Origin of the sequence: Streptomyces sp. NPDC059649 (assembly GCF_042734445.1) — a bacterium.
Classification (GTDB): domain Bacteria; phylum Actinomycetota; class Actinomycetes; order Streptomycetales; family Streptomycetaceae; genus Streptomyces.
The window spans coordinates 93,931-116,243 of sequence record NZ_JBHWDV010000008.1 but is presented as its reverse complement, the minus strand read 5'-3'; the positions used below and the strand labels follow the sequence as shown (position 1 = coordinate 116,243).

26 protein-coding genes and 5 pseudogenes are annotated in these 22,313 nt (G+C 68.7%); 15 read left to right on the top strand and 16 right to left on the bottom strand.

All coding sequences use genetic code 11. The features are described 5' to 3' along the window. Positions 1 to 31: 31 nt before the first annotated feature. The gene (locus ACFV1J_RS13010) at positions 32 to 571 is read left to right on the top strand and encodes an ArsR/SmtB family transcription factor (RefSeq protein ID WP_385857378.1); all 540 of its coding nucleotides are present in this window, start codon (positions 32 to 34) and stop codon (positions 569 to 571) included. Continuing rightward, positions 568 to 1,854: an MFS transporter gene (locus ACFV1J_RS13005; RefSeq protein WP_385857377.1), complete on the top strand. Its 1,287-nt coding sequence runs from the start codon at positions 568 to 570 to the stop codon at positions 1,852 to 1,854. Before ACFV1J_RS13010 ends, ACFV1J_RS13005 begins: the two co-directional genes overlap by 4 nt. Before the next feature lie 332 nt (positions 1,855 to 2,186). Here ACFV1J_RS13005 and ACFV1J_RS13000 read toward each other — a convergent pair whose 3' ends face one another. After that, positions 2,187 to 3,146, bottom strand: a complete 960-nt coding sequence (locus ACFV1J_RS13000; RefSeq protein ID WP_385857376.1) for a phosphotransferase family protein — start codon at positions 3,144 to 3,146, stop codon at positions 2,187 to 2,189. 671 nt (positions 3,147 to 3,817) lie between these two features. On the opposite strand from ACFV1J_RS13000, the gene ACFV1J_RS12995 reads away from it, so the two are divergent. Next, positions 3,818 to 5,950, top strand: a complete 2,133-nt coding sequence (locus ACFV1J_RS12995; protein WP_385857375.1) for a SpoIIE family protein phosphatase — start codon at positions 3,818 to 3,820, stop codon at positions 5,948 to 5,950. Between the two features lie 322 nt (positions 5,951 to 6,272). On the opposite strand, the pseudogene ACFV1J_RS12990 reads toward ACFV1J_RS12995, so the two are convergent. After that, positions 6,273 to 6,771: pseudogene (locus ACFV1J_RS12990) on the bottom strand (transposase family protein); the annotation flags it as partial. Between the two features lie 44 nt (positions 6,772 to 6,815). Here ACFV1J_RS12990 and ACFV1J_RS12985 point away from each other — a divergent pair. Continuing rightward, positions 6,816 to 7,283: a hypothetical protein gene (locus ACFV1J_RS12985; RefSeq protein WP_385857374.1), complete on the top strand. Its 468-nt coding sequence runs from the start codon at positions 6,816 to 6,818 to the stop codon at positions 7,281 to 7,283. 40 nt (positions 7,284 to 7,323) lie between these two features. Here the strand turns inward: ACFV1J_RS12985 and ACFV1J_RS12980 are convergent, their stop codons facing one another. Continuing rightward, entirely contained in the window at positions 7,324 to 7,611 is a 288-nt protein-coding gene (locus tag ACFV1J_RS12980) for a hypothetical protein (RefSeq protein ID WP_385857373.1), read from the bottom strand. Positions 7,612 to 8,329: 718 nt separating this feature from the next. On the opposite strand from ACFV1J_RS12980, the gene ACFV1J_RS12975 reads away from it, so the two are divergent. Beyond that, on the top strand, positions 8,330 to 8,647 hold the full coding sequence (locus ACFV1J_RS12975) for a hypothetical protein (protein ID WP_385857372.1): 318 nt from the start codon (positions 8,330 to 8,332) through the stop codon (positions 8,645 to 8,647). Positions 8,648 to 8,928: 281 nt separating this feature from the next. Here ACFV1J_RS12975 and ACFV1J_RS12970 read toward each other — a convergent pair whose 3' ends face one another. Then, positions 8,929 to 9,750, bottom strand: coding sequence for an SDR family NAD(P)-dependent oxidoreductase (locus tag ACFV1J_RS12970; RefSeq protein ID WP_385857371.1), 822 nt, complete (start codon positions 9,748 to 9,750; stop codon positions 8,929 to 8,931). Positions 9,751 to 9,868: 118 nt separating this feature from the next. Here ACFV1J_RS12970 and ACFV1J_RS12965 point away from each other — a divergent pair, with 118 nt between their 5' ends. The 3 genes and pseudogenes from ACFV1J_RS12965 to ACFV1J_RS12955 all read left to right on the top strand — a co-directional run. Continuing rightward, entirely contained in the window at positions 9,869 to 10,078 is a 210-nt protein-coding gene (locus ACFV1J_RS12965) for a TetR/AcrR family transcriptional regulator (RefSeq protein ID WP_385857370.1), read from the top strand. Next, positions 10,033 to 10,395, top strand: a complete 363-nt coding sequence (locus ACFV1J_RS12960) for a TetR-like C-terminal domain-containing protein (RefSeq protein WP_385857369.1) — start codon at positions 10,033 to 10,035, stop codon at positions 10,393 to 10,395. The genes ACFV1J_RS12965 and ACFV1J_RS12960 overlap by 46 nt, the downstream gene beginning before the upstream one ends. Beyond that, a pseudogene (locus tag ACFV1J_RS12955) lies at positions 10,374 to 10,835 on the top strand (hypothetical protein); the annotation flags it as partial. The gene ACFV1J_RS12960 and the pseudogene ACFV1J_RS12955, both read left to right, overlap by 22 nt. Positions 10,836 to 10,988: 153 nt before the next feature. On the opposite strand, the gene ACFV1J_RS12950 reads toward ACFV1J_RS12955, so the two are convergent. From ACFV1J_RS12950 to ACFV1J_RS12935, 4 genes and pseudogenes are all read right to left on the bottom strand, one after another. Then, a complete protein-coding gene (locus tag ACFV1J_RS12950) occupies positions 10,989 to 11,234 on the bottom strand; it encodes a hypothetical protein (RefSeq protein ID WP_385857449.1) in 246 nt (81 codons plus the stop codon). Between the two features lie 284 nt (positions 11,235 to 11,518). Beyond that, on the bottom strand, positions 11,519 to 12,196 hold the full coding sequence (locus ACFV1J_RS12945) for an isochorismatase family protein (RefSeq protein WP_385857368.1): 678 nt from the start codon (positions 12,194 to 12,196) through the stop codon (positions 11,519 to 11,521). 14 nt (positions 12,197 to 12,210) lie between these two features. Then, positions 12,211 to 12,789, bottom strand: coding sequence for a restriction endonuclease (locus tag ACFV1J_RS12940; RefSeq protein WP_385857367.1), 579 nt, complete (start codon positions 12,787 to 12,789; stop codon positions 12,211 to 12,213). A 113-nt stretch (positions 12,790 to 12,902) separates the two neighbouring features. Then, positions 12,903 to 13,019 (bottom strand): annotated as a pseudogene (locus ACFV1J_RS12935) (glycine betaine ABC transporter substrate-binding protein); the annotation flags it as partial. Positions 13,020 to 13,176: 157 nt separating this feature from the next. On the opposite strand from ACFV1J_RS12935, the gene ACFV1J_RS12930 reads away from it, so the two are divergent. After that, a complete protein-coding gene (locus ACFV1J_RS12930) occupies positions 13,177 to 13,710 on the top strand; it encodes an SMI1/KNR4 family protein (RefSeq protein WP_385857366.1) in 534 nt (177 codons plus the stop codon). Positions 13,711 to 13,961: 251 nt separating this feature from the next. Further along, positions 13,962 to 14,612: a hypothetical protein gene (locus ACFV1J_RS12925; protein WP_385857365.1), complete on the top strand. Its 651-nt coding sequence runs from the start codon at positions 13,962 to 13,964 to the stop codon at positions 14,610 to 14,612. 3 nt (positions 14,613 to 14,615) lie between these two features. Here ACFV1J_RS12925 and ACFV1J_RS12920 read toward each other — a convergent pair. Then, positions 14,616 to 15,546: pseudogene (locus ACFV1J_RS12920) on the bottom strand (IS5 family transposase). 316 nt (positions 15,547 to 15,862) lie between these two features. On the opposite strand from ACFV1J_RS12920, the gene ACFV1J_RS12915 reads away from it, so the two are divergent. Then, positions 15,863 to 16,099, top strand: coding sequence for a hypothetical protein (locus tag ACFV1J_RS12915; protein ID WP_385857364.1), 237 nt, complete (start codon positions 15,863 to 15,865; stop codon positions 16,097 to 16,099). 225 nt (positions 16,100 to 16,324) lie between these two features. On the opposite strand, the gene ACFV1J_RS12910 is transcribed toward ACFV1J_RS12915, so the two are convergent. The 4 genes from ACFV1J_RS12910 to ACFV1J_RS12895 form a co-directional block, all read right to left on the bottom strand. Beyond that, on the bottom strand, positions 16,325 to 16,780 hold the full coding sequence (locus ACFV1J_RS12910; RefSeq protein ID WP_385857363.1) for a DUF2690 domain-containing protein: 456 nt from the start codon (positions 16,778 to 16,780) through the stop codon (positions 16,325 to 16,327). 65 nt (positions 16,781 to 16,845) lie between these two features. Beyond that, positions 16,846 to 17,346 carry a hypothetical protein gene (locus tag ACFV1J_RS12905; protein WP_385857362.1) on the bottom strand — a complete coding sequence of 167 codons (501 nt, stop codon included), beginning with the start codon at positions 17,344 to 17,346 and terminating at the stop codon, positions 16,846 to 16,848. Positions 17,347 to 17,630: 284 nt separating this feature from the next. Continuing rightward, positions 17,631 to 18,011 carry a peptidase inhibitor family I36 protein gene (locus tag ACFV1J_RS12900; RefSeq protein WP_385857361.1) on the bottom strand — a complete coding sequence of 127 codons (381 nt, stop codon included), beginning with the start codon at positions 18,009 to 18,011 and terminating at the stop codon, positions 17,631 to 17,633. 392 nt (positions 18,012 to 18,403) lie between these two features. After that, positions 18,404 to 18,688: a hypothetical protein gene (locus ACFV1J_RS12895; RefSeq protein ID WP_385857360.1), complete on the bottom strand. Its 285-nt coding sequence runs from the start codon at positions 18,686 to 18,688 to the stop codon at positions 18,404 to 18,406. A 66-nt stretch (positions 18,689 to 18,754) separates the two neighbouring features. On the opposite strand from ACFV1J_RS12895, the gene ACFV1J_RS12890 reads away from it, so the two are divergent. The 3 genes from ACFV1J_RS12890 to ACFV1J_RS12880 all read left to right on the top strand — a co-directional run bounded on the left by ACFV1J_RS12890 (position 18,755) and on the right by ACFV1J_RS12880 (position 20,616). Beyond that, positions 18,755 to 18,925: a hypothetical protein gene (locus ACFV1J_RS12890; protein WP_385857359.1), complete on the top strand. Its 171-nt coding sequence runs from the start codon at positions 18,755 to 18,757 to the stop codon at positions 18,923 to 18,925. A gap of 257 nt (positions 18,926 to 19,182) precedes the next feature. Then, a complete protein-coding gene (gene rpmF, locus ACFV1J_RS12885; protein WP_069570074.1) occupies positions 19,183 to 19,359 on the top strand; it encodes a 50S ribosomal protein L32 in 177 nt (58 codons plus the stop codon). A gap of 63 nt (positions 19,360 to 19,422) precedes the next feature. After that, the gene (locus ACFV1J_RS12880) at positions 19,423 to 20,616 is read left to right on the top strand and encodes a GTP-binding protein (RefSeq protein WP_385857358.1); all 1,194 of its coding nucleotides are present in this window, start codon (positions 19,423 to 19,425) and stop codon (positions 20,614 to 20,616) included. A gap of 31 nt (positions 20,617 to 20,647) precedes the next feature. On the opposite strand, the gene ACFV1J_RS12875 is transcribed toward ACFV1J_RS12880, so the two are convergent. Next, entirely contained in the window at positions 20,648 to 21,328 is a 681-nt protein-coding gene (locus ACFV1J_RS12875) for a DUF6445 family protein (RefSeq protein WP_385857357.1), read from the bottom strand. A gap of 98 nt (positions 21,329 to 21,426) precedes the next feature. On the opposite strand from ACFV1J_RS12875, the pseudogene ACFV1J_RS12870 reads away from it, so the two are divergent. Continuing rightward, a pseudogene (locus ACFV1J_RS12870) lies at positions 21,427 to 21,607 on the top strand (transcriptional regulator); the annotation flags it as partial. 113 nt (positions 21,608 to 21,720) lie between these two features. Here ACFV1J_RS12870 and rpsN read toward each other — a convergent pair. Together rpsN and rpmB are read right to left on the bottom strand one after the other, a co-directional pair. Beyond that, a complete protein-coding gene (gene rpsN, locus ACFV1J_RS12865; RefSeq protein ID WP_385857356.1) occupies positions 21,721 to 22,026 on the bottom strand; it encodes a 30S ribosomal protein S14 in 306 nt (101 codons plus the stop codon). Beyond that, positions 22,026 to 22,262: a 50S ribosomal protein L28 gene (rpmB, locus tag ACFV1J_RS12860; protein WP_385857355.1), complete on the bottom strand. Its 237-nt coding sequence runs from the start codon at positions 22,260 to 22,262 to the stop codon at positions 22,026 to 22,028. Before rpmB ends, rpsN begins: the two co-directional genes overlap by 1 nt. Positions 22,263 to 22,313 lie beyond the last annotated feature (51 nt).

Genomic DNA, 22,313 nt, shown 5'->3' with positions numbered 1-22,313 from the left:
CAATGGTCAAGAATCGTTGACCATTTCTCGCATGCCTACCGATGATCTTCCGGAGACGTTTCACGTCACCACTGACGAGCAGCTGCGCGCCGTTTCCAATCTGACGCGTCACCGGATCATGGCCGTGCTCCGCTTCGAGCCCGCGACGATTACGCAGATCGCCGAGCGGGTTGGCCTTGCGAAGGGGAGTTCCAGCTACCACGTACGGCTGCTGGAGCGGGCCGGCCTGGTGAAGGTGGTACGCACTCGGAAGGTCCGGGGGGTCACCGAGCGGTACTACGCAATGGCCGCGCGGGCGATCGTGCTGCCGGATCCGGGCGAGGGAGGCCCGGATGTGCTGATGCGGCATGCGGTGGCCGACCTGGAGGCAGCGCCGGCCGATAGCGAGCGGCACGTAAAAATGGCGCATCTGCGGCTCACCGAGGAGCAGTTCGCCGAGTTGGGGGCGCGGCTTGAGGCACTGGCGGACGAGTACCGGGAGCTGTCCGATCCGTCGCTGCCGGACGCGTCACTCGTCTTCGCACTGTTCCACCCGGCGTCGCGCGAGCAGGCCGAAGGGGACACCAAGTGACCTCAGACGTTCGGAAGCTGCCGACCGGGTTCGGACGGCTGTGGACTGCGCAGACGGTGTCCTCGCTCGGTGACGGGGTGTCGCATGCCGCGCTGCCGCTGCTCGCGCTGACGTTGACGCGGGATCCGATGGCGCTCGCCGTCGTGACTGCCGCCGGAACGCTGCCGTGGCTGCTCTTCGGGGTGCTCGGCGGTGCGCTGGTGGACCGCTGGGACCGTCGGCGCACGATGTGGGTCACGGACGCGGCGCGTGCGGTGCTGCTCGCGATACCGGCGGCAGCGGCCGCGCTCGACGTGCTGAGCATTCCACTGCTCGCGGCCCTCGCCTTCCTCCTCGGCCTCGGCGGACTCTTCTTCGATACGGCCGCGACGGCCTATCTACCGGATCTGCTCGGCCGCGACCCAGCGCTCCTGGAGCGCGCCAACTCCCGCCTGCGCGGCACCCAGACCGCCGCGTCCGGCTTCGCCGGGCCGCCCGCGGGCAGTGCGCTGCTCGCGCTCGGGCGGGCGGCTCCGCTGCTCGCCGACGCGGTGTCGTTCGCGCTCTCCGCACTGCTCGTACGGTCGCTGCCTGCCGCACCCCGGCCCGTACCGCAGGCCCGTGAGTCGCTGCTGCGGCAGGCGCGGGCCGGCGCCTCGTACGTCTTCCGGGATCAGTTGCTGCTCGGGCTCGCGCTGCGTCCGGCGGTCGGGAACATCGCCTTCCTCGCCGTGGAGACCGTCCTCGCCCTCTTCGCGCACGATCGTCTCGGAATCGGCACCTTCGGCTTCGGTCTGCTCCTCACGGCGGAGGCCACCGGCGGTCTGCTGGGCGCGGGCATCGCCTCCTTCCTCGGCCGACGACTCGGCACCGGCACCGCGCTGACCTGCACGGCCGCGGTCGAGGGGCTCGCCATCCTGGGCCTGGCCGCCGCCCCGAACCCGTACGTCGCCGGCCTCGCGCTCGCCGTCTGCGGAGCGGGCATGGGCGCCACGATGGTGCTCGGCCCCTCCCTCCGACAGGCGATCGTCCCCGCCCACCTGATGGGCCGGGTCGCCTCCACCTCCCGCATGCTCGCCATGTGCGCCGCCCCGTTCGGCGCCTTCCTCGGCGGCTGGTTGGCCACCACATTCGACGTACGCACCCCGCTCTACACCGCCGCCGGCCTCCTCCTCACCATGACCACCGTCACCGCGACCATGACCAGCAACCGTCGGGTTGAGGCGGCGCTGCGTGCCGCCGCCCCGGCCGATGATCCAGATCACCCGGAATCCCGGGAACCCGTTCAGGAGCGTGCGATTTAGGGCTCCGGGACAACGGCCCGTACGCGGCGGCGGCCGGCTCCTCACCGTCGGGCTGGTCGGCCCGCCAGAACCGATGATCGGCCATGTCGCGGAAGCGCGGGGCGAAGCGGAAGCCGAGCATCTTGTACAGGCCCCGCGTCGCAGGCCTCCACATGTACGGGCGGGCGTGGACGCACGCGGAGGGGCCGGTGGCGCTGGGCGTCGCAGAGCTGTCGGCCGGGAACCAGCCCGTACTCGGCGCGCCCCGGTGCGGGTAGGTGATCGGCTTCGCTACCGGATATGGCAGCAGGCCCGGCGCTCGCTACCGTGCTCGCGCCCCAGGCCGCCCTGGTTCAACCCAGCGCGGTCATCAGGGCGGTGACGTAGGCATCCAGCCGCTCCTCCACAACTCGCCTGGTCAGGTCAGTCCTTCCTGCCTCCCGCCATGGCTGCGACACCTGCTGCACTTCTTCTGAGCAGGCCAGCCCGTCCCGCACCCGCCAGTACAGCCGCTCGCTCGCGGCCGTGGCCAGCACCCCGCCGGCCTCCTCGTACGCCTCAGTGAACCGCGGACCCCATGCCGGGCCGTGCAAGAGCGCGAGAATGGTCGAGCAGTGCGCCACATCGAGATCCGCCGGGCCCCAGGAGGCCGCTGCCCAGTCGACGACCCCCGTGATCCGGGCGCCTTCCGGCCTTGGTGACGGCACGTCGAACAGCACATTGCCGGGCTGGAAATCCCGGTGCAGAAATCGTCCTTCACAGGGCGGCGCGGGCCTGCGGATCACGTCGATCGCCGCGGCCCATGCCCCCGCGTCGGCGCCCTTTGGAGTGACGACAGTGTCGGCGGTCGTCAACGCCACATACTCCCTCGGCCGCTCGATGGGCCGGACCGCGTGGATCGCCACGAGTTGACGGGCCAGCAGGTGAATGCGCGTCTCCAATCCCTCATCGTTGAGGACTGGCCGGCCCGCCAGATGGGTCATCAGGAGCGACGGATACTCGCAATGCGCGGCGGTCGGATCTACCGCGACCAGTCCAGGAGCCGGCACGTCGGTCCCCGCAAGCTGGGTCAGGGCGCAGACCTCCCTGTTCAGCCAGTCCTCGGCGCGCTGCACGGAGAACGGGTCGACGAAGGTCCGCAGCACCAGGTCACGGGTACCCCCATCGCGCGTGCTGATGGTCAGCCTCCGCAATTCGGCAGTGATGCCGCCGTGCAGTGCGTCAGCGCTGACGATCCGTTCGCCGACCTCCAGGTGCCGGCGCACCCAAGCCAGTGTCAACGGTCGGACAGCCGCCTCATCGTGGTGGGTCATCGAGCCACCTCAACATCCGGACGGCAGCATGCCCAAAACCTTTTCCTCGGAGGCGATGGCGACACTGTTCTGCTCCTCTCCCAGCTGCCGCAGGCACCGGTGATCCCTCGCTGATCCCGGCCGGGGGTGCACGCTGCTGCTTGCGGCCTGCCGTAGCGGAACTCGCGCCGGATATCCGCCCCTCCCCGGGCGGCGGACACCGGCTGCGAGGCCCTGCACGCGTAGTGGTTTGTCGGCGGAATCCGTGTGGGGACGAGTGAGCCGCCGTCCGGGAAGAGGGCTCGCGCCGCGAGCGCTGGGACCCTGTCGCGCACGCAAGCAACGCCATCCGATGCGGGCGTATTGTGCTGATGTGGGTGGTGTTCTGCACGGCCGATGTGAGGCTCCACCACTGGTGGAAGCTTGCTGTAACCGACGGTATGGCCGTCCGAGGCGCCAGCAGGCGGTCCGGAGGGGGCGGCATCGGTGGCGGGCTGCGGCGGAGACACGGCAGGGGCCTGTGTGCGACGGAGCGGGCCTGCCCGCCCGGGCTCACGCGACGGGGCAGCGGGCGGGTCTGCTGGTTCCGTGTCGGGCCGTGGCGGGAGCTCGCAGGCGTGCGGCGGGGGCCGGGAGCCGTTTCAGGAGTGCACGGGGACCGTCATCCAGCGCCACCGGGGGAGGATGAGAACGTGCACGACGCTGCCGGCTTCAGTCCTGCTGCGGGCTCGGGCCCGGAGCTCCTGGATCCCGCCCTGGCCCAGGTGGTGCGGGAGACCGGCGCGTCGGTGGGCTCGGTGTACCTGCTGTCGCCGGGGGAGCGGCTACTGCGGCTGGCGGTTCTGTCCGGAGTTCCCCCGCGGTTCGCGGCGCCCTGGGCGCGGGTGCCACTGGGGGACCCGATCCCGGTGGCCGAGGCCGTGCGCGAGCGGCGCCTGGTGTGGATCGGCAGTCACGCACAGCTGGCACACGGCTACCCGAGGGCCGCGCTCGTATTGCCCCACCACCTGGCGTTGGCTGCCGCACCGGTCACCACCGGCGCCACAGCGTGGGGCGCGCTGGTGCTGCTGTGGCCCGGTGCACGCCCGCAGCAACTGAGTGCGCACGAGCGCGACGCGATCAGCACCGCTTGTGAGCACATGGGTGCGCTCCTGCGGCGTGCCGCCGACAACGGCAGTCCGGTCCTGCCGGGACGTGAGCCACATGCGTCGGCCGCGCCGAGTGCTCCCACAGCCGAGCCGGTCGAGGCGCAGGCAGTGGCGAGGTTCGTCGACCGCCTCCCGGAGGGCTGCTGCGCTCTGGACCTGGAGGGCCGCATCACTTTCCTCAGCGCCGCCGCTGCCGACCTGGTCGGCTGCAACGGCCCGGACCTGATCGGAGCGTTGCTGTGGGAGGCGCTGCCGTGGCTGGACGAGCCGGTCTTCGAAGACCGCTACCGGGCCGCAGTGATCAGCCGCGAGCCCACATCCTTCATCGCCCTGCGCCCACCTGACCGTCGCCTGGACTTCCGGCTGTACCCGGACGCCTCGGGCATCAGCGTTCGTATCACCACCACCGACGACCTCACCCGGGCGGAGGGGCCGGCCCGCAGCGGAAGCCACGCCATGGCGAGGCGGGCAGGCTCGCTGTACGACCTGATGCACCTGGCCGTCACGCTCACCGAGGCGGTCAGCGTACGGGACGTGGTCGAGCTGGCCGCCGACCAGATCATGCCCGCCTTCGGTGCCCAGGGCTTCGTCGTGTCCGTGGCCGAAGGCGGGCGGCTGCGCATCGTCGGCTCCCGCGGTTACCGATCCGAAGTCCTCAGCCGCCTCGATCTGCCGCCCTTCAGGGACGCAGCAGCGCCCACCGTGCGCGCGCTGACCACCGGCGTCCCCCTCTTCTTCGCCTCGACCTCCGAAATGGCGCGGCTCAACCCCGAGATTCCGCGGCTGACCCGCAGGGCGGCCTGGGCGTTTCTGCCGCTGATCGTCTCCGGGCGACCGGTTGGTTGCTGTGTGGTCTCCTTCGACCGCCCTCGGCCCTTCGCCCCCGACGAGCGCGCCGTGCTGACCTCTCTTGCCGGACTGATCGCCCAGGCCCTGGACCGCGCTCGCCTGTACGACGCCAAACACCAGCTCGCGCATGGCCTGCAGACCGGCCTGCTGCCCGCCGAGCTGCCGGCCGTACCCGGCCTGGAGGTGGCTGCGCGTTACCTGCCCGCGGCACGCGACATCGACATCGGCGGCGACTTCTACGACCTCATCCGCCTCGACGACACCACCGTCGCCGCCGCCATCGGCGACGTCCAGGGCCACAACGTGAACGCCGCCGCGCTCATGGGCCAGGTGCGCACCGCAGTCCACGCCACCGCCGGTGCACCCCCCGGCGAAGTCCTCGCCCGCACCAATCGCCTGCTCACCGACGTCGAAAGCGGACTGTTCACGAGCTGTCTCTACGCTCACCTCGACCTCGCCCACCACCGCGTCCAACTGGGCACCGCCGGCCACCCGCCCCCGCTCCTGCGCCACCCCAACGGTCACACGGAGGTCCTTCGCATCCGGCCAGGGCTCCTGCTCGGCATCGACCCCGCCGCCGACTACCCGGCCACCGAGATGCCCCTGCCGCCGGGCTCCGTACTGGCCCTGTACACCGACGGGCTCGTCGAAGCGCCCGGCGTCGACCTCGACGATGCCACCGCCGACCTGGCCGATCTCCTCGCCCGAACTCCGAACGAGACCATCGACGCCCTCGCCGACACCCTCGTTGGCCGCGACCTGCACACCGATGCCCGCCGCGACGACATCGCCCTGCTCCTGCTCCGCCCGCATCCGGTCGGCGGCTGACGCGGACGGGCCTGCCACCCCGCGACACCCCGTACAGGGCCTGGCGGCGTCCGGTGCGGAGAGGACAGCTGAGCCTGATCGCGCCGGAGCCGACCGTACGTCGTGGCGACCACCAGATCGCGCCGGCGCCTGGCCCGTACCCTGAGTCTGCCCCTGAGGTTCCCCCGCACGAGGCGCTCGCGGTCGTTGCACCGATCGCATGGGGGCTCCGCGGTCGGGCCCGGTGGGATCCCGGCAGTTGTTTTCCTGCCGCCAGCGCCACGGTCTATGCGATGAGAGGCTGTAGGTGAACACCCGGTATCCATGCCGAATTCTGCCCCTGCTTGGCTCCGGACAGTTCCCACGCCTTGCAGTCGTTGCGGTTGCCGGGCAAGGGCCGGCCGACGGCGACCACGAGCCGGGTGTCTGCATCGATGACGACCTGGTGGTTGGTCGAGTACCTGTAGTTCTTCGACTGCTCGGCGACTGTGTGGTCACGGGTGGGCACCAGGGTTCCGTCCACGATCAGCACGGTGTCCTTGCGGAACCGCCTGCGCGGCTGGAGCGCGAGCGACGGCCCGAGGTGGTCGATAATGCGGTCGGCTGCGGACTTCGAGATGCCCAACAGCGGGGCGAGCTGCTGCAGTGTCAGGTTCGTGCGCCAGTACGCGGCGACCAGCAACACCCGGTCCTCCAGCGGCAGGCGCCACGGGCCGGCCCTTGCGGACCGGTTCCGCGCCCTCGCGCCGTAGCTCGGTGATCAGCTTGCCGAACTGACGCGGGCTCATCCCAGTGAACAGGGCTCTCCAGGACGGCTCGGACGCCGTGATCACACCAGCCACAGCGAGATCGTCTCAAAGATCGACGGCATGGCACGACGACCGCCATGTCAGGTCAGGTCTGGGTGTCACTCATATCGCTGGGCGGCGTTGTCCTCGGCGGCTCGTTGTCCTACCTCGTCCAGCACAGAACTCAACTCTCGGCGGAACGCGCTGAACAGCAACGGCAGCAGATCGCCTTGTCGGAGGCCCGGCGCGGGGAACGGCTGGCGCTGCTGGAGCGGTTCATCGAGGTGGGGGCCGAGGCCGAACGCTCCGCCTTCAGTCGGCCTTCCGAGTGGGAGGACACCGACGCCTGGTTCCTCACGACCCGGGACGTCATGAACAGGCTGTGGGTTGCGGAGCGGCTCATCCGCATCCAGTTCCCCCTGCCCGTGCACGACGCGGCACGCGCGTACTTCCTCGACCTCAACCGGACGGTGTGGGAAGGCTTGCCCGACGGCGAAAGCGTGCGGGACTACCTGGAGGACAACCGGCTGGCGTTTCTGGACGCGGCTCGCGCGGTCATGGGGTAGCGCGCACCGCCGCCCCCGGAGATCTTTTACGGGGCGGCCCTTAGTGATGCACCCGGGTCAGACACAGCGTGGTGTCGCCCTGCCGGCCTCCCCGCTCGGTGTACTCGTCGAATTCCGGTGGGCATTTCCCTTGGAGGGTGGCGCTGAACATGACTTTGTAGTCGGCTTTGGTGTCACTGCAGGGGATGGTGAACATGACCGGGTTGGCGTGGGTTCCGCGGTTCTCCAGACAGTCCCCGGCGCCCGCGTCACTGGCGACCTTCTCCGGAGGCTTGCCGTCGTCGACCACCGCGTTCAGTACCGAAAACCCTGCAACGACCACGCTCACGATGCCGAGTGCGATGAGCGGCCGAAGCCAAGGACGTCGTGCGGGTCCCGTCGGCGTGAACATCGGGACGCCTGGCTGCTGCAGCGGCGGATGCCCGTATGCGGGCTGCGGACTGTGGAAGTGCGGACCAGCGGCGGGCGGCCCGTAGGGGGCCGGACCGACGTGATGACCTGCGGGCGGCCCGTACGGGGCCGGGCCGGGTTGCTGGCCGTAGGGAGTCGGCCCCTCAGGCGGCGGTGAGTACGCAGTCATAACAGATCCCCCAGTCGTATTGCTGTCGTCCTGGTGAGCCAGGACGAGTTCGATCACCAGGCTATGAGGTCCCTCACCGTGCCGCACGCCGGGGCCACTTCTCACTGTCAGGCACGGCAACGGGACGCACGTGCGGCCTCCCATCTGCTGCGATCGTCGGCCCTCAACCGCCGCGCCCGTGACCGTACTCCCTCGCCTTCCTACGGAGAGCCGCATCAGCCTTCATCGGATACGGCCACATCGCCACGTGAAGGGGCCGTCCATTGGGGATTCAGTACCCCAACTCTGTTGCGTGATAGGCAAGTTCATGGCTTCAAGCGCCCTAACGTAGGGTCGTTTACCATGACCATGACCCTGTCCGAAGAGACCGCCTGGACGAGCAACCCACTGCTGCAGGAGTGCTGGCCCGCCAGAAGGCCGGATTCGAGGAGTGGGCGCAGGAGACCGGCGCGGCTGGGACTTCAGCATGGACTCGCTGGACCGGCTCGAGAACCTCATCCGGAGCCGCTACTCCTCTATCAGGGAGATCGAGGCCGCCGAAGAAACCACTTTCGTCCAGGTGGCCTACTGGTACTTCGGCGTGTTCTGCAACTGCCACGGGCTCGAGTGGCAGCAACGGCCGGGTGGCCATCCGGACGACAAGCCGTTCGTCATCCAACCCGGCGGCGGGGGCGTAGACGAGGATGAAGAACGAGCTGCGACAAGCCCCGATGGCGAAATTCCGGCTCTGTTCGTGCGTGGGGAGGACCACCATCTCCGTGATGCCTTGAAGGGCTGGCTGTAGCTACCAGCTGGTCCACACCCCTGCTCGGTGAGCGGGGCTGCATGGCCGGATCGTCCCCTCGCCGGTGCCGGCTATTAGGGTCTGGGCGCTCAGACAGGTGGACGCGTCGTTGCGTGGTCGTTCGAATCCGGCGCGGCCGAACAGCGCTTCCGGGCCGGCGGGCAGCCTGCCTTGCCGTCGACTCCGGCGGTTCCTGCCGGCACAGCGTGCTTCTCGGTACACGCCCGTCCCGGTGACTGCGCGGCGGGGAGGGGACGGGAATGTCGTGGTGCGAGCCCCGGTCATCCAGGGGCGATACGGCTAAGGTGCTCCCAGGACCGGTACAGATCCGCTCGGGCCCGGCCCATCTCCAAGACGTGATCAAAGGACTGGCTGCCGACTATCAGCCGTCGGGGCGGGTCCGGCAGTGCGGCCAGCTCCATGATGACCGGGGCAGCGGTTTCCGGCTCCGGGCTGATGGCGTCGCCCCACATCGCCTCCATCTCGGTGCGCAGGGGCTGATACTGCGTCAGGGGTTCGGTGGTCGTAGTGCCGGCGGTGAACAGGCCGGTGTTGTAGCCGCCCATCTGCACGTTGGTGACCTTGACGCCGAACCCTTCGACCTCCATCGCCAGTGCCTCGCTGAACGAGTCCAGCGCGGCCTTGCCTGCGCCGTAGAACCCGACGGTGGCCATGCCGCTACCGCTGCCCATCGAGGTGACCTGGAGGAGCCGTCCCCCGCCCTGGGCGCGCAAGTGAGGAAGGACCGCCTGAACCACCCACACGGCGCCGAAGAAGTTCACATCCATATGCGCCCGGATCTGCTCCTCCGTGGCTTCCTCCACCATGCCGTAGAGCATTCCGCCTGCGTTGTTGACGACAATGTCCAGCCTGCCGAACGCAGCTGCCGCCCGCTCCACCCCCTCGAACACGCCCTGACGGTCGGCGACATCCAGCGAAAGCGGGACCAGGTGGCCGGGGTACTCGTCGGTCAGCTCCTCCAGGGGCCCGACGTCGCGGGCGGCAGCCACTACTCGGTCGCCGCCCGCCAAGGCGGCCTCGGCGAAAGCTCTGCCCAGGCCGCGGGATGCACCGGTGATGAGCCAGACTCTTGCAGTCGCCACGGCGCCTCACTCTCCGGAAAGAAAACGGTTCGTCTCGATTCGTTTTGAATCTAGGGCATCACTCGAAGCTAATCAATACGGACCGTCTCGTTTCGTTTCAGGGGCAGTCTCTGCATGCATGGCCAACGAGAAGGGGCCGGACCACTCCCGGCGCAAGGAACGGTCGCGGCAGGCAATCCTCGCGGCTACCCGCGCGCTGGTCGCAGAGGAGGCGTACGAGGAGGTCACTGTCGAAGCCATCGCTGCCCGTGCCGGCGTCGGCAAGCAGACGATCTACCGGAGTTGGCCGTCGAAGAGCGCGGTCGCCTTCGCACCCTTCTGGCTCTGAGCGAGGATGCGGACGGGCAGTCGGTCGCGTTGCCGGACACGGGCGACCTTCAGGCAGACCTCAAGCTTGTCATGCGTGCCACGGCGGAGGAGTTCGCCGACCCGTCCTTCGGCAGGCTGATCGAGGCCCTCAACACCGAGATCGCCAACGGTGCCGTGCTGGCGGCCGAATACCGCACGAAGCTGGCCCAGACGCTGGAAAAAGTGAAGAAAGCGCGCTTGCACAGTGCCCGGGAAGTCGGCCAGCTCGACGCCGACGCCGACCTTGACCTCGACCTGGTCGTCGAAAGTGCTCCGTGCCCCCTCTTCCAGCGGTGACTGCACCGCAGCGGCCAGCTGACCGCCGCATACGCCGCCTCACTTGGCGACGAGACCCTCAGGGCTTTCGGCGCCTGAACGGGAGGGCCGTGCCCGAGGGAGCCGACCTCTGCGCGATCAGCACGCTGCCGGTCGCAGCGGGCACGGCCCTGCGCGCTCTGCGCCGCATCGGACCGAACCTGGGACATCGCGTCCTGTTGACCGGCGCGGGCGGCGGCGTGGGCCGCTTCACCCTGCAGCTCGCAGTCCGAGGCGGCGCACATGTCACCGCAGTGACCAGCGATCCGGCGAAGGCGGACGGACTGCGCGCACTCGGCGCCCACGAGATCGTCGCCGACCTGACCGCGCTCCAGCACCTCGAACCGGTGCACGGCGTGGTCGAACTAGTCGGCGGCGCCGCTATGGTTGCCGCAGGCGGCGCCCTGGCCGAGAACGGCGTGCTGGTTGCGGCAGGGGCACATATCCGGCGAAGCGAGCAGTTCCCCCACGGAGCCCTCTTCGGCAACGGCCATCGTCACAGCCGCCAGATCGCCGCCTACCACCTGCTGGACGATGCCGTAGGGCTGGGACCGACCTCACCTGGCTCGCCGCACTCACCGCCCGCGGCGAGCTGGACCCGCCAGTCGCCCTGCGTACCGACTGGACGCAGGCCGCGCGGGCAGCCGCCGAATTGGCGGGCCGCCGGTGTCCTTGCGGAATGCGCCGAGGGTGTAGTCCCTGTCCTCGGGCCACTGGGCGGGCAGCTTCTGGCCGACGAGGTTCTCCGCGTCCGCACGCCGGTACGGCACCGGCACCGGGGTGTAGGACTGGATGTCCTCGTCCTGGCAGGCTTGGTACACCGCATCCACGTCGGCAGGTGTGAAGGCCCGCAGCACCAGACGGTCGGTCTCAAGCGGCACTGGATCCACCGCGGCAGTATGACCACCATCAACAAGCGGCGACCAGCGAATATCCCGACCGAGCACCGTCCATCACCACACCCCGGGGCTGTTCAATGGTCGTAGCAACACCCCAGATCAGCTGCCGACGAGACGTAGCTACACCCACCATCAATCGCGGACCGAGCCGTAGGAAAGCGGCGGTCTGGGGTTCTTGAACGCCCGAGTTTTTTGAGGGGTTGGCCTTACGGCGCTGCGTCGATCAGGTCGAGGACCTCTGCTGTGGGGCGTACATCGCCGAAGGAGCGGTAGATCGTGGCGAGCGTGGCGTTGTGGTCTTGATCGCGGCCGGTTGCGTTGGCGTCGGCGACCATGACCACCCGATACCCGAGCGTGGACGCGTCACGGGCCGAGGACTCACAGCACACCTGGGTGACCGTGCCGGTGACCAGGACGGTGTCGATGCGGTGCTCTTCGAGGATGTCCGGGAGCGAGCAGCGGCCCGGGAAGAAGGCGCTCGGTACGCTCTTCTCCACGAAGATGTCGCCGGGGCGGGTGGCGAGGCCCGGCCACAGTCGGCCAGGCAGCGGCCCGGTGCCGCTGGCGTTGCGGAACATCTCGGCCGCTTCGGGGCCGTGGAACTCGTCGCTGACCGGGGTACGTTCGGTGCGAGCGGGCAGCACCCAGGCGACCGTGCCGCCGGCCGCACGCAGCCGGTCGGCGAGCTGCTGGATGTTGGGGACGATGCCACGCGCGTATGGGTTGGCGTCGACGAAGAACGGCACCATGTCGATGACGACCAGCGCAGTGCGGGCGGGCGTGAGGTGGGGATAGGCGAAGCGGCGGCCGCGCCGTTGCTCCTGGCGTCGGTACTCCCGCTCTTCGATGCGCCACGCGTGTAAGCGGGGCTCGGTCTCCTGCACGGTGGGGGCCCTTGTCAGTCGGGGTCGGGGCTGAGCTTGCGGTGGTTGCCGGACCGGCCGATGTCGAGTTCCACCAGGGAGCTGAGGGTGGTGCCGCTGTTCCAGAAGCCGAGCAGGTCGACATCGATGAGGCACAGACCGTGCCGCGCGGCGAAGTCCCGGGCCGGACGTGTGAAGACGCACGACGCCGCGAACACCGGCACGTCGGCACCGTGCTCGGCGCGGGCGGTGCCGTTGAACGTCTGGATGTCGCGGCTTCCGACCGAGCGGTGCTTGGCGAAGTGTTTGCACTGCACGACGATTTTCCTGCCGTCCGGCAGGTAGCCGATCACGTCGGCGCCGAGGTCGCCCGAGACGCCCACGCGCTCCACCTTGGTGCAGCCGTCGCGGCGGCACAGATCGGCGACGTACTCCTCGAAGGCGCGGTCGTCCATCGCCCACACCGCCGCCAGGGAGCGGCGGGCTTGGAGCTGTGCGTCCTCGGCGAGCCGGGCCTTCTCGGCCTGGACCTCGCGTCGTCCGGCGCGCACGAGCCCCGCGACGACGACTGCGAGTGCGACCGCGGCTAACGCCGCCAACAGCACCGTCCCCATACGTGCTCCCCTCCCCTTGTGGCTGCGCCGCCTGGTCTCTCCCCATTTCGAGGCTCGTCTATCCGCTGGGTGCGGAGCGGTGGTGGCGGGAGCGGGTGCCGTGCCGTACGGCCTCAGCCTTCCCGGATGAAGCCCTCCCGCACCAGCCAGTCCTTCGCCACCTCGTGCGGGTCCTCCCCGTCCACGTCCACCCGCGCGTTGAGCCGCTGGGTCTCCGCCCCCGTCAGCCGCCATCAACCTCATGACCCGCCACCTCGCACACGAGACCACACCCAACTGGCGCGACAGCCAGGCCAAATAAGACAGACATCGAAGAACCAAACGCTCACTAAAGGCGCACAGCGACGGCGCGTACGATCCCACCAGCGTTTGGCACAAGGACACGTGATGACTACTTCCCTCGAACAACTCGCGCACATCATGCCCCCGCCCGCACAGCCCCGAGGTAAAGACTGGGACAGCGTGGAGCAGGCACTTGGCATCCAACTGCCCAGCGACTACAAGGAGCTTATCCACACGTACGGGGGCAGCAACTGGGACGACTACCTCTACGTCCTGGAGCCCGGTTGCCCCAACGACAACTACGACCTCATCGAATGGGAAGACCAGCAAACCGAAGCGCTCGACGGACTGTGGGAATTCGAGAAAAGGCCCACTGAGCTCGAAGAAGAAGGAACCCGAGTCATCCCGTGGGCCACCACCGACAACGGCGAGTGCCTCTACTGGCTCGTCCGTCCCGGTCAGCACCCCGATCAATGGACCATCATGGTCAATGAGGCGCGGGGCGAGCGTTGGGAACACTTCTCCCACACCTGCACTCAGTTCCTGGTCGCCGCCCTTATTGGTGACCTGCGCTCCGACATTCTTTCCTCTCGGTTTCCCCTCCCTGACCACGAGTTCCGGCAACTTCAGGCGGTGTAGTCCCGTCAGCTGGTTCCCACGAGATCGGCCCGTATGGAGAGCAACCATCCGGCCCGGGTAGCGACCTGGCTTACGCCACGCCGCCCTGAGCCGGGTCGTGCGCACATCCCAGCGTGGTGAGTGTCTGCCAACGAAGCATGCTGTACTCACCAGGCACTGTCCTGGCGATCACGCAATGTGTAAGGCTCCTACACTGCTCGAGGGCGAACTGGGGAAGCGGAGAAGGCGAATCGAAAGGGCTGACAAGGGACATGCGGCAGAACGAGCGGTTGGCGGTCCTGACGTTTGACCAGCAGCGTCAGGTCGCTGCGGTAGCCCTGTGGCCGTGGCGTGCGCCCTTGCTTGCGTTCGGACTGGACGAAGCGTGGGGTATCGACCCATCCATGCTGGAGTCGCTGTTTCGCCTGGTGGGAGAGGCTTCCAGTCCAGAGTCGGATCAGGCGTACCGGCAGGCCGTCGCCGAGCTGCGCACAGCCCAGCTGTTCGCGTCCGAAGTGGAGCCGGACACGATTGAGCTCGTCCAGTTGGAGATTATCGACAGCCTGCTGACTTTCGGCGCGTTGCTCGACTGCCGCCGCGCAGTCGAGGTCGAGCGAGTAGTCGACACCGCGTCCGGCCTGGCGAACTACCTCGACGGTCTGGTCGAGGGCGCGTTCCGCTCCCACCCGTGGGAGCAATCACACCGGCGCTACCTTGCCGACCTGGCGGGCCAGGTCAGCGGCCAGGGCTATCTCGCCGCCCGGAGCTCCGTCATCGAGTCGACCTGCCACGACGCCCTCCGGTCCCTCCCCGGTGGACGACTCCTCGACTCCGCCGTCAGACGCGAGTTGCGCGTGCTGTGCGAGGACTTCGGCGAAGAGATCGTCACTATGCTGCGGTGGCTCCGTGCAACCGGTTACTAGCGATCACGACCTGAGCCAGATGACGAGTGCGGCAGCTGTGACAGTGCCGAGGAAGACGTAACTGCGCTTGTCGTACCTGGTGGCCACTGCCCGCGACTGCTTGAGCTTGTTAATGGGGCGTTCCACCGTGTTGCGCTGCTTGTATCGCTCCAGGTCAAAGCCTGGCGGTCGGCCGCCGCCTCTGCCGCGACGTGAGCGGGCGGCCCGGGAGTCCGACTTCTCCGGGATGGTGTGCGCGATGCCGCCCCTTCGCAGGTAGTCGCGGCAGGGACGGTTGCTGTACGCCTTGTCCGCAGCGACGCTGTCCGGCCTTTTGCGTGGACGTCCCGGTCCCAGCCGAGGCACCCGGATCTTCTCCAACACCGGGATGAACTGGGTGGTGTCTGCTTGCTGCCCGGCCGAGACTACCAATGACAACGGCCGACAGTGACCGTCCGCGCTCAGGTGGACCTTTGAGGTGAAGCCACCGCGGGAGCGGCCGAGTCCCTGACCTCTTGCACTACCCCCACCAGCAGGCCCCGCCACGGACGCTCGCGCTGGTGTTCTGCACCCAATGCCCCCTTTGACGAGCCCGCGGGCGCGGGAGGGGGAGCGTGATGGGCACCGGCCGCCGACTGGTGAGCCCGGATCGCCGTCGAGTCCACCGACACCTGCCAGTCGATCTGGCCGGCTGCGTCGGCCGCCGCCTGCACCTGCTGGAGTACCCGCTCCCATGTGCCGTCCGCCGACCACAACCGGTGCCGTTCGTACACCGTCTTCCACGGTCCGAACCGCTCCGGCAGATCCCGCCACTGCACGCCGGTCCGCACCCGGTACAGAATCCCGTTGATCACCGCTCCGGCAGATCCCGCCACCGTCCGCACCTCCCGGTGCTGACCGGAAGCAATGGCCGCAACCGCTCCCACTGGCTGCCCGTCAGATTTCCCCGCCTCACGAGCGGGACAACGATCCGACAAAGTCATCAGTCACTTGATCACCAGGACAGTGCCTAGTCGCTCGAAGGGACGAGGTCGAGCAGACGCATGACGAGTTTATGGAGGCTGCGGCCGCCTTCCTTCACGAAGCTGATCCTCAGGGTGCTGTCATGCCCTCGGGATCGAGTCGCTGGTGGCTCCGCTATAGGACTCGACGGTCGGGTTGAGGACGTTGGCACCGCGGTTGCAGCGCCGGCGGTGCCCCGCCCAGTTGATTTGGGAGGTGGCTGCGGTGGTCTGAGCGGGCATGTCACGGGTGAAGGTCGTCCTCTTGCCATGGTCAACCCGGCCGGCCCGGCACCCGAGGAGGAGACCGTCGCCCTGGTCAACACATCCGCCGCCGCCCCCGGTCGATCTCAACGGCTGGTACCTCTCCGACCAGCAGAAACACCAACTGGGCCCGCCGCCGAGCGCCTCGCGCTGGGCGACACCCTCGTGGTCCCGGCGCACAACGGCTTCCGGCTCGGCGACCAGGGTGGAGCGATCACCTGCTGGACCCGGCCGGCCTTTTAGATCCACGGCCTCGCCTACACCGAACAGCGGGCCTGGCACGAGGGACGAACGCTCACCTTCTGAGGCCTCTCACGCCCTCTGACGCCCACTGACACCCTCTGACGCACCGGGCGGCGCTCCCACGGCCTGCACGTCGCGGGAACGCCGACCACACCACCCGATCCCGCCGAGCCGGGCTGCGCCCCTCCAGAGGCGCTGCCGGTCACCGGATGGATCGGTGGCGGATCAATATCCGTCCGTACACACGGCGTTGCCGTTCCGCCGGTACAGGCAGCCCCAGGCCTTGATCCCCTTGTCATTGACCATCGCGGTGTAGATCGAACTGTGGCCCGGCGCCAGGGTCCTGCTGTAGCAGGACGGCGAACGACAGGCTCCGCTCCGGTTCCGCGCCTCGATACGGTCTCCGCCGCTGCCGTGGGTGACACGCACCCAGGCCGCGCGGCACCGCGCGCTGTACCGCAGCTCGATCAGCGGGCCGATCTCCGCACTGCGGCGGACCGTTCGCGCGTCGCGGTCGCAGCCGGTGCCCACCGGGTTCCGCCCCGAACAGCCGCTTCCCGAGCACTGCGCCATGACCGCGCCGGGTGCCGCCGCCTGCACGGGGACGGTCCCGGAGGCCGCCAACAACAGGGGGACGGCCGTGGCGACCGCGAGTCGTCCCAGTGTCCTGATGCCCACCATGTCTCGCTCCTTTCTCCCCGCGCCATGCCGACGGGCCGGAGCCCGGCGCGCGCCGCGGAGTCCCGTCACAGGTAGGTGATGTCCCAGTGGCTGCTCTCGCGGGCATAGATGTTGCCGGCGGAGGACCGGTACATCGGTGCGCCGTCCCCGCGCCTGCCGATGTAACGGAATTCGCGCTTGATGTAGGTGGTGACACAGCCGGTCGGAGCGATGTCGACCTTGTAGCCGTTCCAGTGGCTGTACCGGCCGGAGGCGTGGCCGGTCTCGGTACCACCGGTGATGGTGACCGCGCAGTGACTGGCCCGCTTGAAGGTGATGATCCCGCTGACGGTGCCGGAGTTGATCCGGGAGAACGAGGTGCACCGCGGGTTGTTGCGGTCCGAACAGTGGCCGCTGGAGCTCCAGCTGATACCCGCCGCCCGCAGCCGGCCGGCGGCTTGGGCCTGCGTCAACTTCGTACCGCTGGCGGACGCGGCATCCGCGGTGAGGAGCGGTGCGACCACCGCGATCGCGGTGACGGCAGCGGCAGCGAGGCCGCTCCGGGCGGACAGACGTGTGGACATCATGGGCGTGCTTCCCTTCGTGACGAACGGTGTGGCCGATCTGGGGAAGAGCATGGTGATGCCGCCGGTGGATGCCCAGCCCCGCCGCCGGGCCGGGGACCCTGTGGGACGGCCCAGGCCCTGACGTGCTGGGATGCAGGAACCGCTGAGGTCTGTCTGAGACGTCACGCATTGCCTGCGCAGGGCACGGCGACAGGGACTGCCACCGTGCCCTGGAGAGCCGGAAGGCCGGAGGGCCGGAGAGCTGCAGAGCTGCAGAGCTGCAGAGCCGGAGAGCCGGAGAGCCCCTACTGCGGCCGGAACGAGCGAATCTGGTAACTGCCCTGTAGGTTGCCACCCGCGCCGGACGGCGTGGACCCCACACGCGCGTGGTAATTGGTCTGCGTGTAGTACTGCACACGGTGCCTGGTGCTGTTCCACACGGAACGCACATTGATGCCACGCTGGATGAAGGAGCAGTCGTCAGCGGTGTTCGCCTTGCTCGACTGCGACCACTGACACCGCGTTCCGCCGCCGTTCCAGTCGCTGTAGATGCAGAAGTATCCGGGGGCGCAGTTGTACGCCGCCCGGTGGGCGGGCTGTTCGGGAGCCGCGCTCGCGGTGGGCGTGATGCCGAGTGCGGCGACCAGCGCGGTCGCGGCAAGGGCGATGGAGGGAATTCGGCGCATGACAGAGACTCCGCTTCTTCCTTGAGGGGCGATTCCTTGAGAGTCGCCCCCTTGAGGGTCGATTCCTTGCGGGGCAAAGAAACCGCGCCGCTACGACGTCCACGGCAGAAAGACAGAGGAGTGTGCCCAGCGAGCGCACCATTGCCGACGTTTCCGGGCGGCCGGTCTCGAAGCGCCCTCAGTATGGGCTGCCGGAAAGATCCCTCTCAGGGCCATTTTGCGCCGTACCCCGCCGCCTGGAGCACGGCGGCGTAAGCACCGGGCGTACGCAGCGCGCTGCCTCCCGAACACGTCGTTGTGCAACGGGTGGCGTCGGATCAACGGCCCGGCGGAGTGCGGAAGACGGACGTGCACGCCGGCCCCGCGGTCAGGCTTCCGCCCGCTGTGTCACGTCACCGGTGCACAGTGAGCGCCGTCTTCCACGCTTCCGAGCGCGGTGGGCTCTCCTTGCTTGCTGATCGAACAACCGCTGCTCGATGCCTACTTGGCGGGGCGGTGGTGTCGTCCATGAGCCGGACACAGCCGCCGTCCGGCGTCTGCCGTTCGGAGACGTCGGGAGACTCGGCGAAGAACGCCTCGAACACCGGCAGGTTCTTGGCGATCAGGGCCCGTTTGCGGTCCAGGACCGCGGTGCGGGCCTTGAACGCGATGCGCGTCAGGATCTCTTCGCTCACCATGCCGTCACCGAGTACTCCCGCCGCCCCGAGGGCCGGTACCGCATCCGCTGGAACGAGGGCTACCTGATGGATGAGCTCGGCAAGCTGTTGACCACATCGGCTGCTGCCATTCCCGGCGCCATCTACACCTCAGCGGCCTGCCGGGGGGATGCCGGCATCCTGCGTCTGGCTGATGCCATGGTCGAGTTGGCGGGCCCCCGTGCGACCGAGGGTGATCAGCGGGGCGATATCGGCTGACGCGTACCGGGGCTTCGGCCCGCCCGGTTAACGAGCCCATGCACGGTAGGCAGTGAGACGCCAGGCCTGATGGGTTGATCATGGTCGTGTGGTGGGGAACGCGACTCGTGCCGTTGTTTCAGCAACCGGCAGATCACGGGCCGGTCATCGTGCACAGCCTGACAGAGTTCCATGAGTTTTTGCATACGACATTCGTTTTCATGTAGCTTGACGGCGTCCGACCCGTCTCTTCCATCCGTCTCTCGGAGGTTCCCGCCGTGGCCGTGCCCAAGCGCAAGATGTCCCGCAGTAACACCCGCCACCGCCGCGCGCAGTGGAAGGCGAGCACTCCGGAGCTCGCCCCGATCCACGTCGACGGTGTCGAGTACCAGGTGCCCCGGCGCCTTGTGCGCGCCTACGAACGCGGGTTGCTGCCGCTGCCCGGGAAGAGCTGACGGTCCGTCCGCCGCTACCGCACCCGCACCCGCGCTCCGTACGAGAACTGAGGAAGCCGTCCCGTGTCAGCCCCCGCCGCGCCGTCCCACCGCCGTCTGCCCGTCACCGTGCTGTCCGGATTCCTCGGCGCGGGCAAGACCACGCTGCTCAATCACGTCCTGAACAACCGCGCGGGGCTGCGCGTGGCGGTGATCGTGAACGACATGAGCGAGGTCAACATCGATGCGGAGCTGGTGCGGGGCGGGGGAGCGGCGCTGTCCCGTACCGAGGAGCGGCTGGTGGAGATGACCAACGGCTGTATCTGCTGCACGCTGCGGGACGACCTGCTGGAGGAGGTGGAGCGGCTCGCCCGCGCGGGCCGGTTCGACTACCTGCTCATCGAGTCCAGCGGCATTTCCGAGCCCATGCCGGTGGCCGCCACGTTCTCCTTCGCGCGCGACGACGGCGCGATGCTCGCGGACGTCGCGGTGCTGGACACCATGGTCACCGTCGTCGACGCCGCCAACTTCCTGTCCGAGCTGGCGCGCGGAGACGAACTGACGGAGCGGGGCCTCGACCAGTACGAGGACGACGAGCGCACGGTCAGCGATCTGCTGATGGACCAGGTCGAGTTCGCCGACGTCATCGTGCTCAACAAGCTCGACCTGGTCACCGACGCGGAAGCCGACCGGTTGCGAGCCGCGCTGGCCCGGCTGAACGCCTCCGCCGAGATCGTGCCCGTCAGCCACGGGCAGGTCGACCCGGTCCGCGTTCTCGGCACCGGGCGTTTCGACGTGGAGAAGGCTCAGCAGGCCCCGGGCTGGGTCGCCGAACTCAACGGTGACCACGTCCCGGAGACCGAGGAGTACGGAATCTCCAGCCTCGTCTTCCGCGCCGACCGCCCCTTCCACCCCGAGCGGTTGTGGCGCTTCGTCGCCGAGGACCTGGACGGCGGAGCGTACGGCGGCATCCTGCGTTCCAAGGGCTTCTTCCGGCTTGCCACCCGTCCCGCCGTCACCGGACTGTGGTCCCAGGCCGGCGTCGTCGCACGCTTCGAGCCGGCCGGTGTCCGCAGCGGGGAGCAGCAGGCGCAGGAGCTGGTCTTCATCGGCACCGGCCTGCGCAAGCAGGCTCTGGCCGAACGGCTCACCGCCTGCCTCCTCGAGGACGGCGAGTCCGTGACCGGGCTGTGCGACCCGTTCCCGTCCTGGGAGACGTACGGCATCGACGACGCCTGTGAGCACGAGCACACGTCGGGGTATGTCCCCGCGGGGTGAATCGAACGCAGCGGACTGAATGCGGTCGGTGTCAGGCCATCCAGAAGAAGACCGCGGTCATCCGCTTGTCCTCCAGGGTGCTGCCCCAGTAGCCGGTGGCGCTGTGCATCAGGTTGGCGGTGTAGAGGAGCAGCCGGTTGTATCGGTGCGGCACGCGCACGTCCTCGGTGAAGGAGTCGGGCGGGACGAAGCGCGTGCCGAGCACGTCGACGAGGTTGTTGTGCGGCGCCGAAACCGTGTTCCCGCCCAGCCTGCCGCCCGGCAGGCTCTGGCGATAGAAGCTGGTTCCGCAGTCCTTCGGCACGTCCGGGTTGAGGTAGAGCACGGCGGCGTAGCGGCACAGGGAGCGGGAGTCGGTGTGCGGGCGCGGCTCGCACTCGTCCTTGCCGACGACTTGGATGCAGTTGTGGTTGAGGGTGCCGCCGCCCGGGGCTGTTTCTTGCCAGAGCCGCCCCGCCCCGGTGTTCTTCTTCACCAGCCTTTCGACATGGGCGAGTTCCGTCGGTTCGAGTCCCGGCATCGTGCGCAGACCGGGCCAGCTCTCGGGCTTGTGGGGGTAGCCCTCGGCCCAGTCGTCCCTGGTGAGGGTGCGGGCCCGCACGGCGTCGATGTCGGGCAGTACGTCGTCCAGTACCCAGTAGTCCCGGCCGCGCGTGGGTTTGCGGTAGGGGAGGACAGGAAGCGCCGAGGGCCTCGGGGGGTGTGGGGGCATGCGGCAGACCTTATGGCCGGAAAGCGTCAGGGCTCGGCCGAGGACTGGTCAATCTTCCGCCAACTCCGGTCAGCAAAGCGCATGTTCTCAGGGGCATCTCCCACCAACTGCGGCTGCTCCGCGCCCTGGGTCTGGTCACGGGCTCCCGGCAGGGCCACCGCAGCGTCTTACAGCCTCTACGACAACCATGTCGCCCAGCTGCTCGACGAGGCCATTTACCACATCGAGCACCTGCGGCTCGGAGCGCGCGATCCGCCTTCGGACGTGGAGCCGGGCTGACATGAAGATGCCGCCCGGGGTGCCCGGACGGCATGGCGGCCTGCATCTGGCGGCCCCGTTCCGGCTTTGCCGGAACGGGTGGGTGGTTGGGTGTCAGGTCGACTTGGTGGCTGTCACCAGCTGCTCTTCGTCACGCCGGGGAGTTCACCGGCGTGTGCCATCTGGCGCAGGCGGATGCGGGAGAGGCCGAAGGCGCGCAGGTGGCCGCGGGGGCGGCCGTCGACGGCGTCGCGGTTGCGGACCCGGGTGGCGCTGGCGTCACGCGGCTGGCGGCGCAGCTCCTGTTGCGCGGTGGCGCGTGCCTCGTCGGGCGTGGCGGGGTTGGCGATGATGGCCTTCAGCTCGGCGCGGCGTTCCGCGTAACGCGCGACGATCTCGCGTCGCTTCTCGTTCTTGGCGATCTTGCTCTTCTTCGCCATCAGACCTTTCCTCCTCGGGCGCGGATGCGGGCCACGGCGGCCTCGATGCCGATCGTGTCGACGGTCTTGATGCCCTTGGTGCTGAGCGTGAGCCGGACGTGGCGGTTCTCGCTGGGCAGCCAGTAGCGCTTGCGCTGGATGTTGGGGTCGAACCGGCGGCTGGTGCGGCGGTGTGAGTGGGAGATGGTGTTGCCGAAGCCGGGTTGCCGGCCGGTGAGTTGGCAGTGAGCGGACATGGCCCCTCTTGTCGTGTGGTGGTCGATACCGCAGCACCGTAGCAGCTTAAT

What these genes read in the sequence shown, in the direction of transcription:
- ACFV1J_RS13010 (WP_385857378.1), top strand. Translation starts at nt 32, where the DNA reads ATGCCTACCGATGATCTTCCGGAGACGTTTCACGTCACCACTGACGAG.
- ACFV1J_RS13000 (WP_385857376.1), bottom strand. Translation starts at nt 3,146, where the DNA reads ATGACCCACCACGATGAGGCGGCTGTCCGACCGTTGACACTGGCTTGG.
- ACFV1J_RS12985 (WP_385857374.1), top strand. Translation starts at nt 6,816, where the DNA reads ATGTCAGGTCAGGTCTGGGTGTCACTCATATCGCTGGGCGGCGTTGTC.
- ACFV1J_RS12975 (WP_385857372.1), top strand. Translation starts at nt 8,330, where the DNA reads ATGGACTCGCTGGACCGGCTCGAGAACCTCATCCGGAGCCGCTACTCC.
- ACFV1J_RS12965 (WP_385857370.1), top strand. Translation starts at nt 9,869, where the DNA reads ATGGCCAACGAGAAGGGGCCGGACCACTCCCGGCGCAAGGAACGGTCG.
- ACFV1J_RS12940 (WP_385857367.1), bottom strand. Translation starts at nt 12,789, where the DNA reads ATGGGGACGGTGCTGTTGGCGGCGTTAGCCGCGGTCGCACTCGCAGTC.
- ACFV1J_RS12930 (WP_385857366.1), top strand. Translation starts at nt 13,177, where the DNA reads ATGACTACTTCCCTCGAACAACTCGCGCACATCATGCCCCCGCCCGCA.
- ACFV1J_RS12925 (WP_385857365.1), top strand. Translation starts at nt 13,962, where the DNA reads ATGCGGCAGAACGAGCGGTTGGCGGTCCTGACGTTTGACCAGCAGCGT.
- ACFV1J_RS12915 (WP_385857364.1), top strand. Translation starts at nt 15,863, where the DNA reads ATGGTCAACCCGGCCGGCCCGGCACCCGAGGAGGAGACCGTCGCCCTG.
- ACFV1J_RS12910 (WP_385857363.1), bottom strand. Translation starts at nt 16,780, where the DNA reads ATGGTGGGCATCAGGACACTGGGACGACTCGCGGTCGCCACGGCCGTC.
- ACFV1J_RS12905 (WP_385857362.1), bottom strand. Translation starts at nt 17,346, where the DNA reads ATGATGTCCACACGTCTGTCCGCCCGGAGCGGCCTCGCTGCCGCTGCC.
- ACFV1J_RS12900 (WP_385857361.1), bottom strand. Translation starts at nt 18,011, where the DNA reads ATGCGCCGAATTCCCTCCATCGCCCTTGCCGCGACCGCGCTGGTCGCC.
- ACFV1J_RS12895 (WP_385857360.1), bottom strand. Translation starts at nt 18,688, where the DNA reads ATGGTGAGCGAAGAGATCCTGACGCGCATCGCGTTCAAGGCCCGCACC.
- ACFV1J_RS12890 (WP_385857359.1), top strand. Translation starts at nt 18,755, where the DNA reads ATGGATGAGCTCGGCAAGCTGTTGACCACATCGGCTGCTGCCATTCCC.
- ACFV1J_RS12875 (WP_385857357.1), bottom strand. Translation starts at nt 21,328, where the DNA reads ATGCCCCCACACCCCCCGAGGCCCTCGGCGCTTCCTGTCCTCCCCTAC.
- rpsN (WP_385857356.1), bottom strand. Translation starts at nt 22,026, where the DNA reads ATGGCGAAGAAGAGCAAGATCGCCAAGAACGAGAAGCGACGCGAGATC.
- rpmB (WP_385857355.1), bottom strand. Translation starts at nt 22,262, where the DNA reads ATGTCCGCTCACTGCCAACTCACCGGCCGGCAACCCGGCTTCGGCAAC.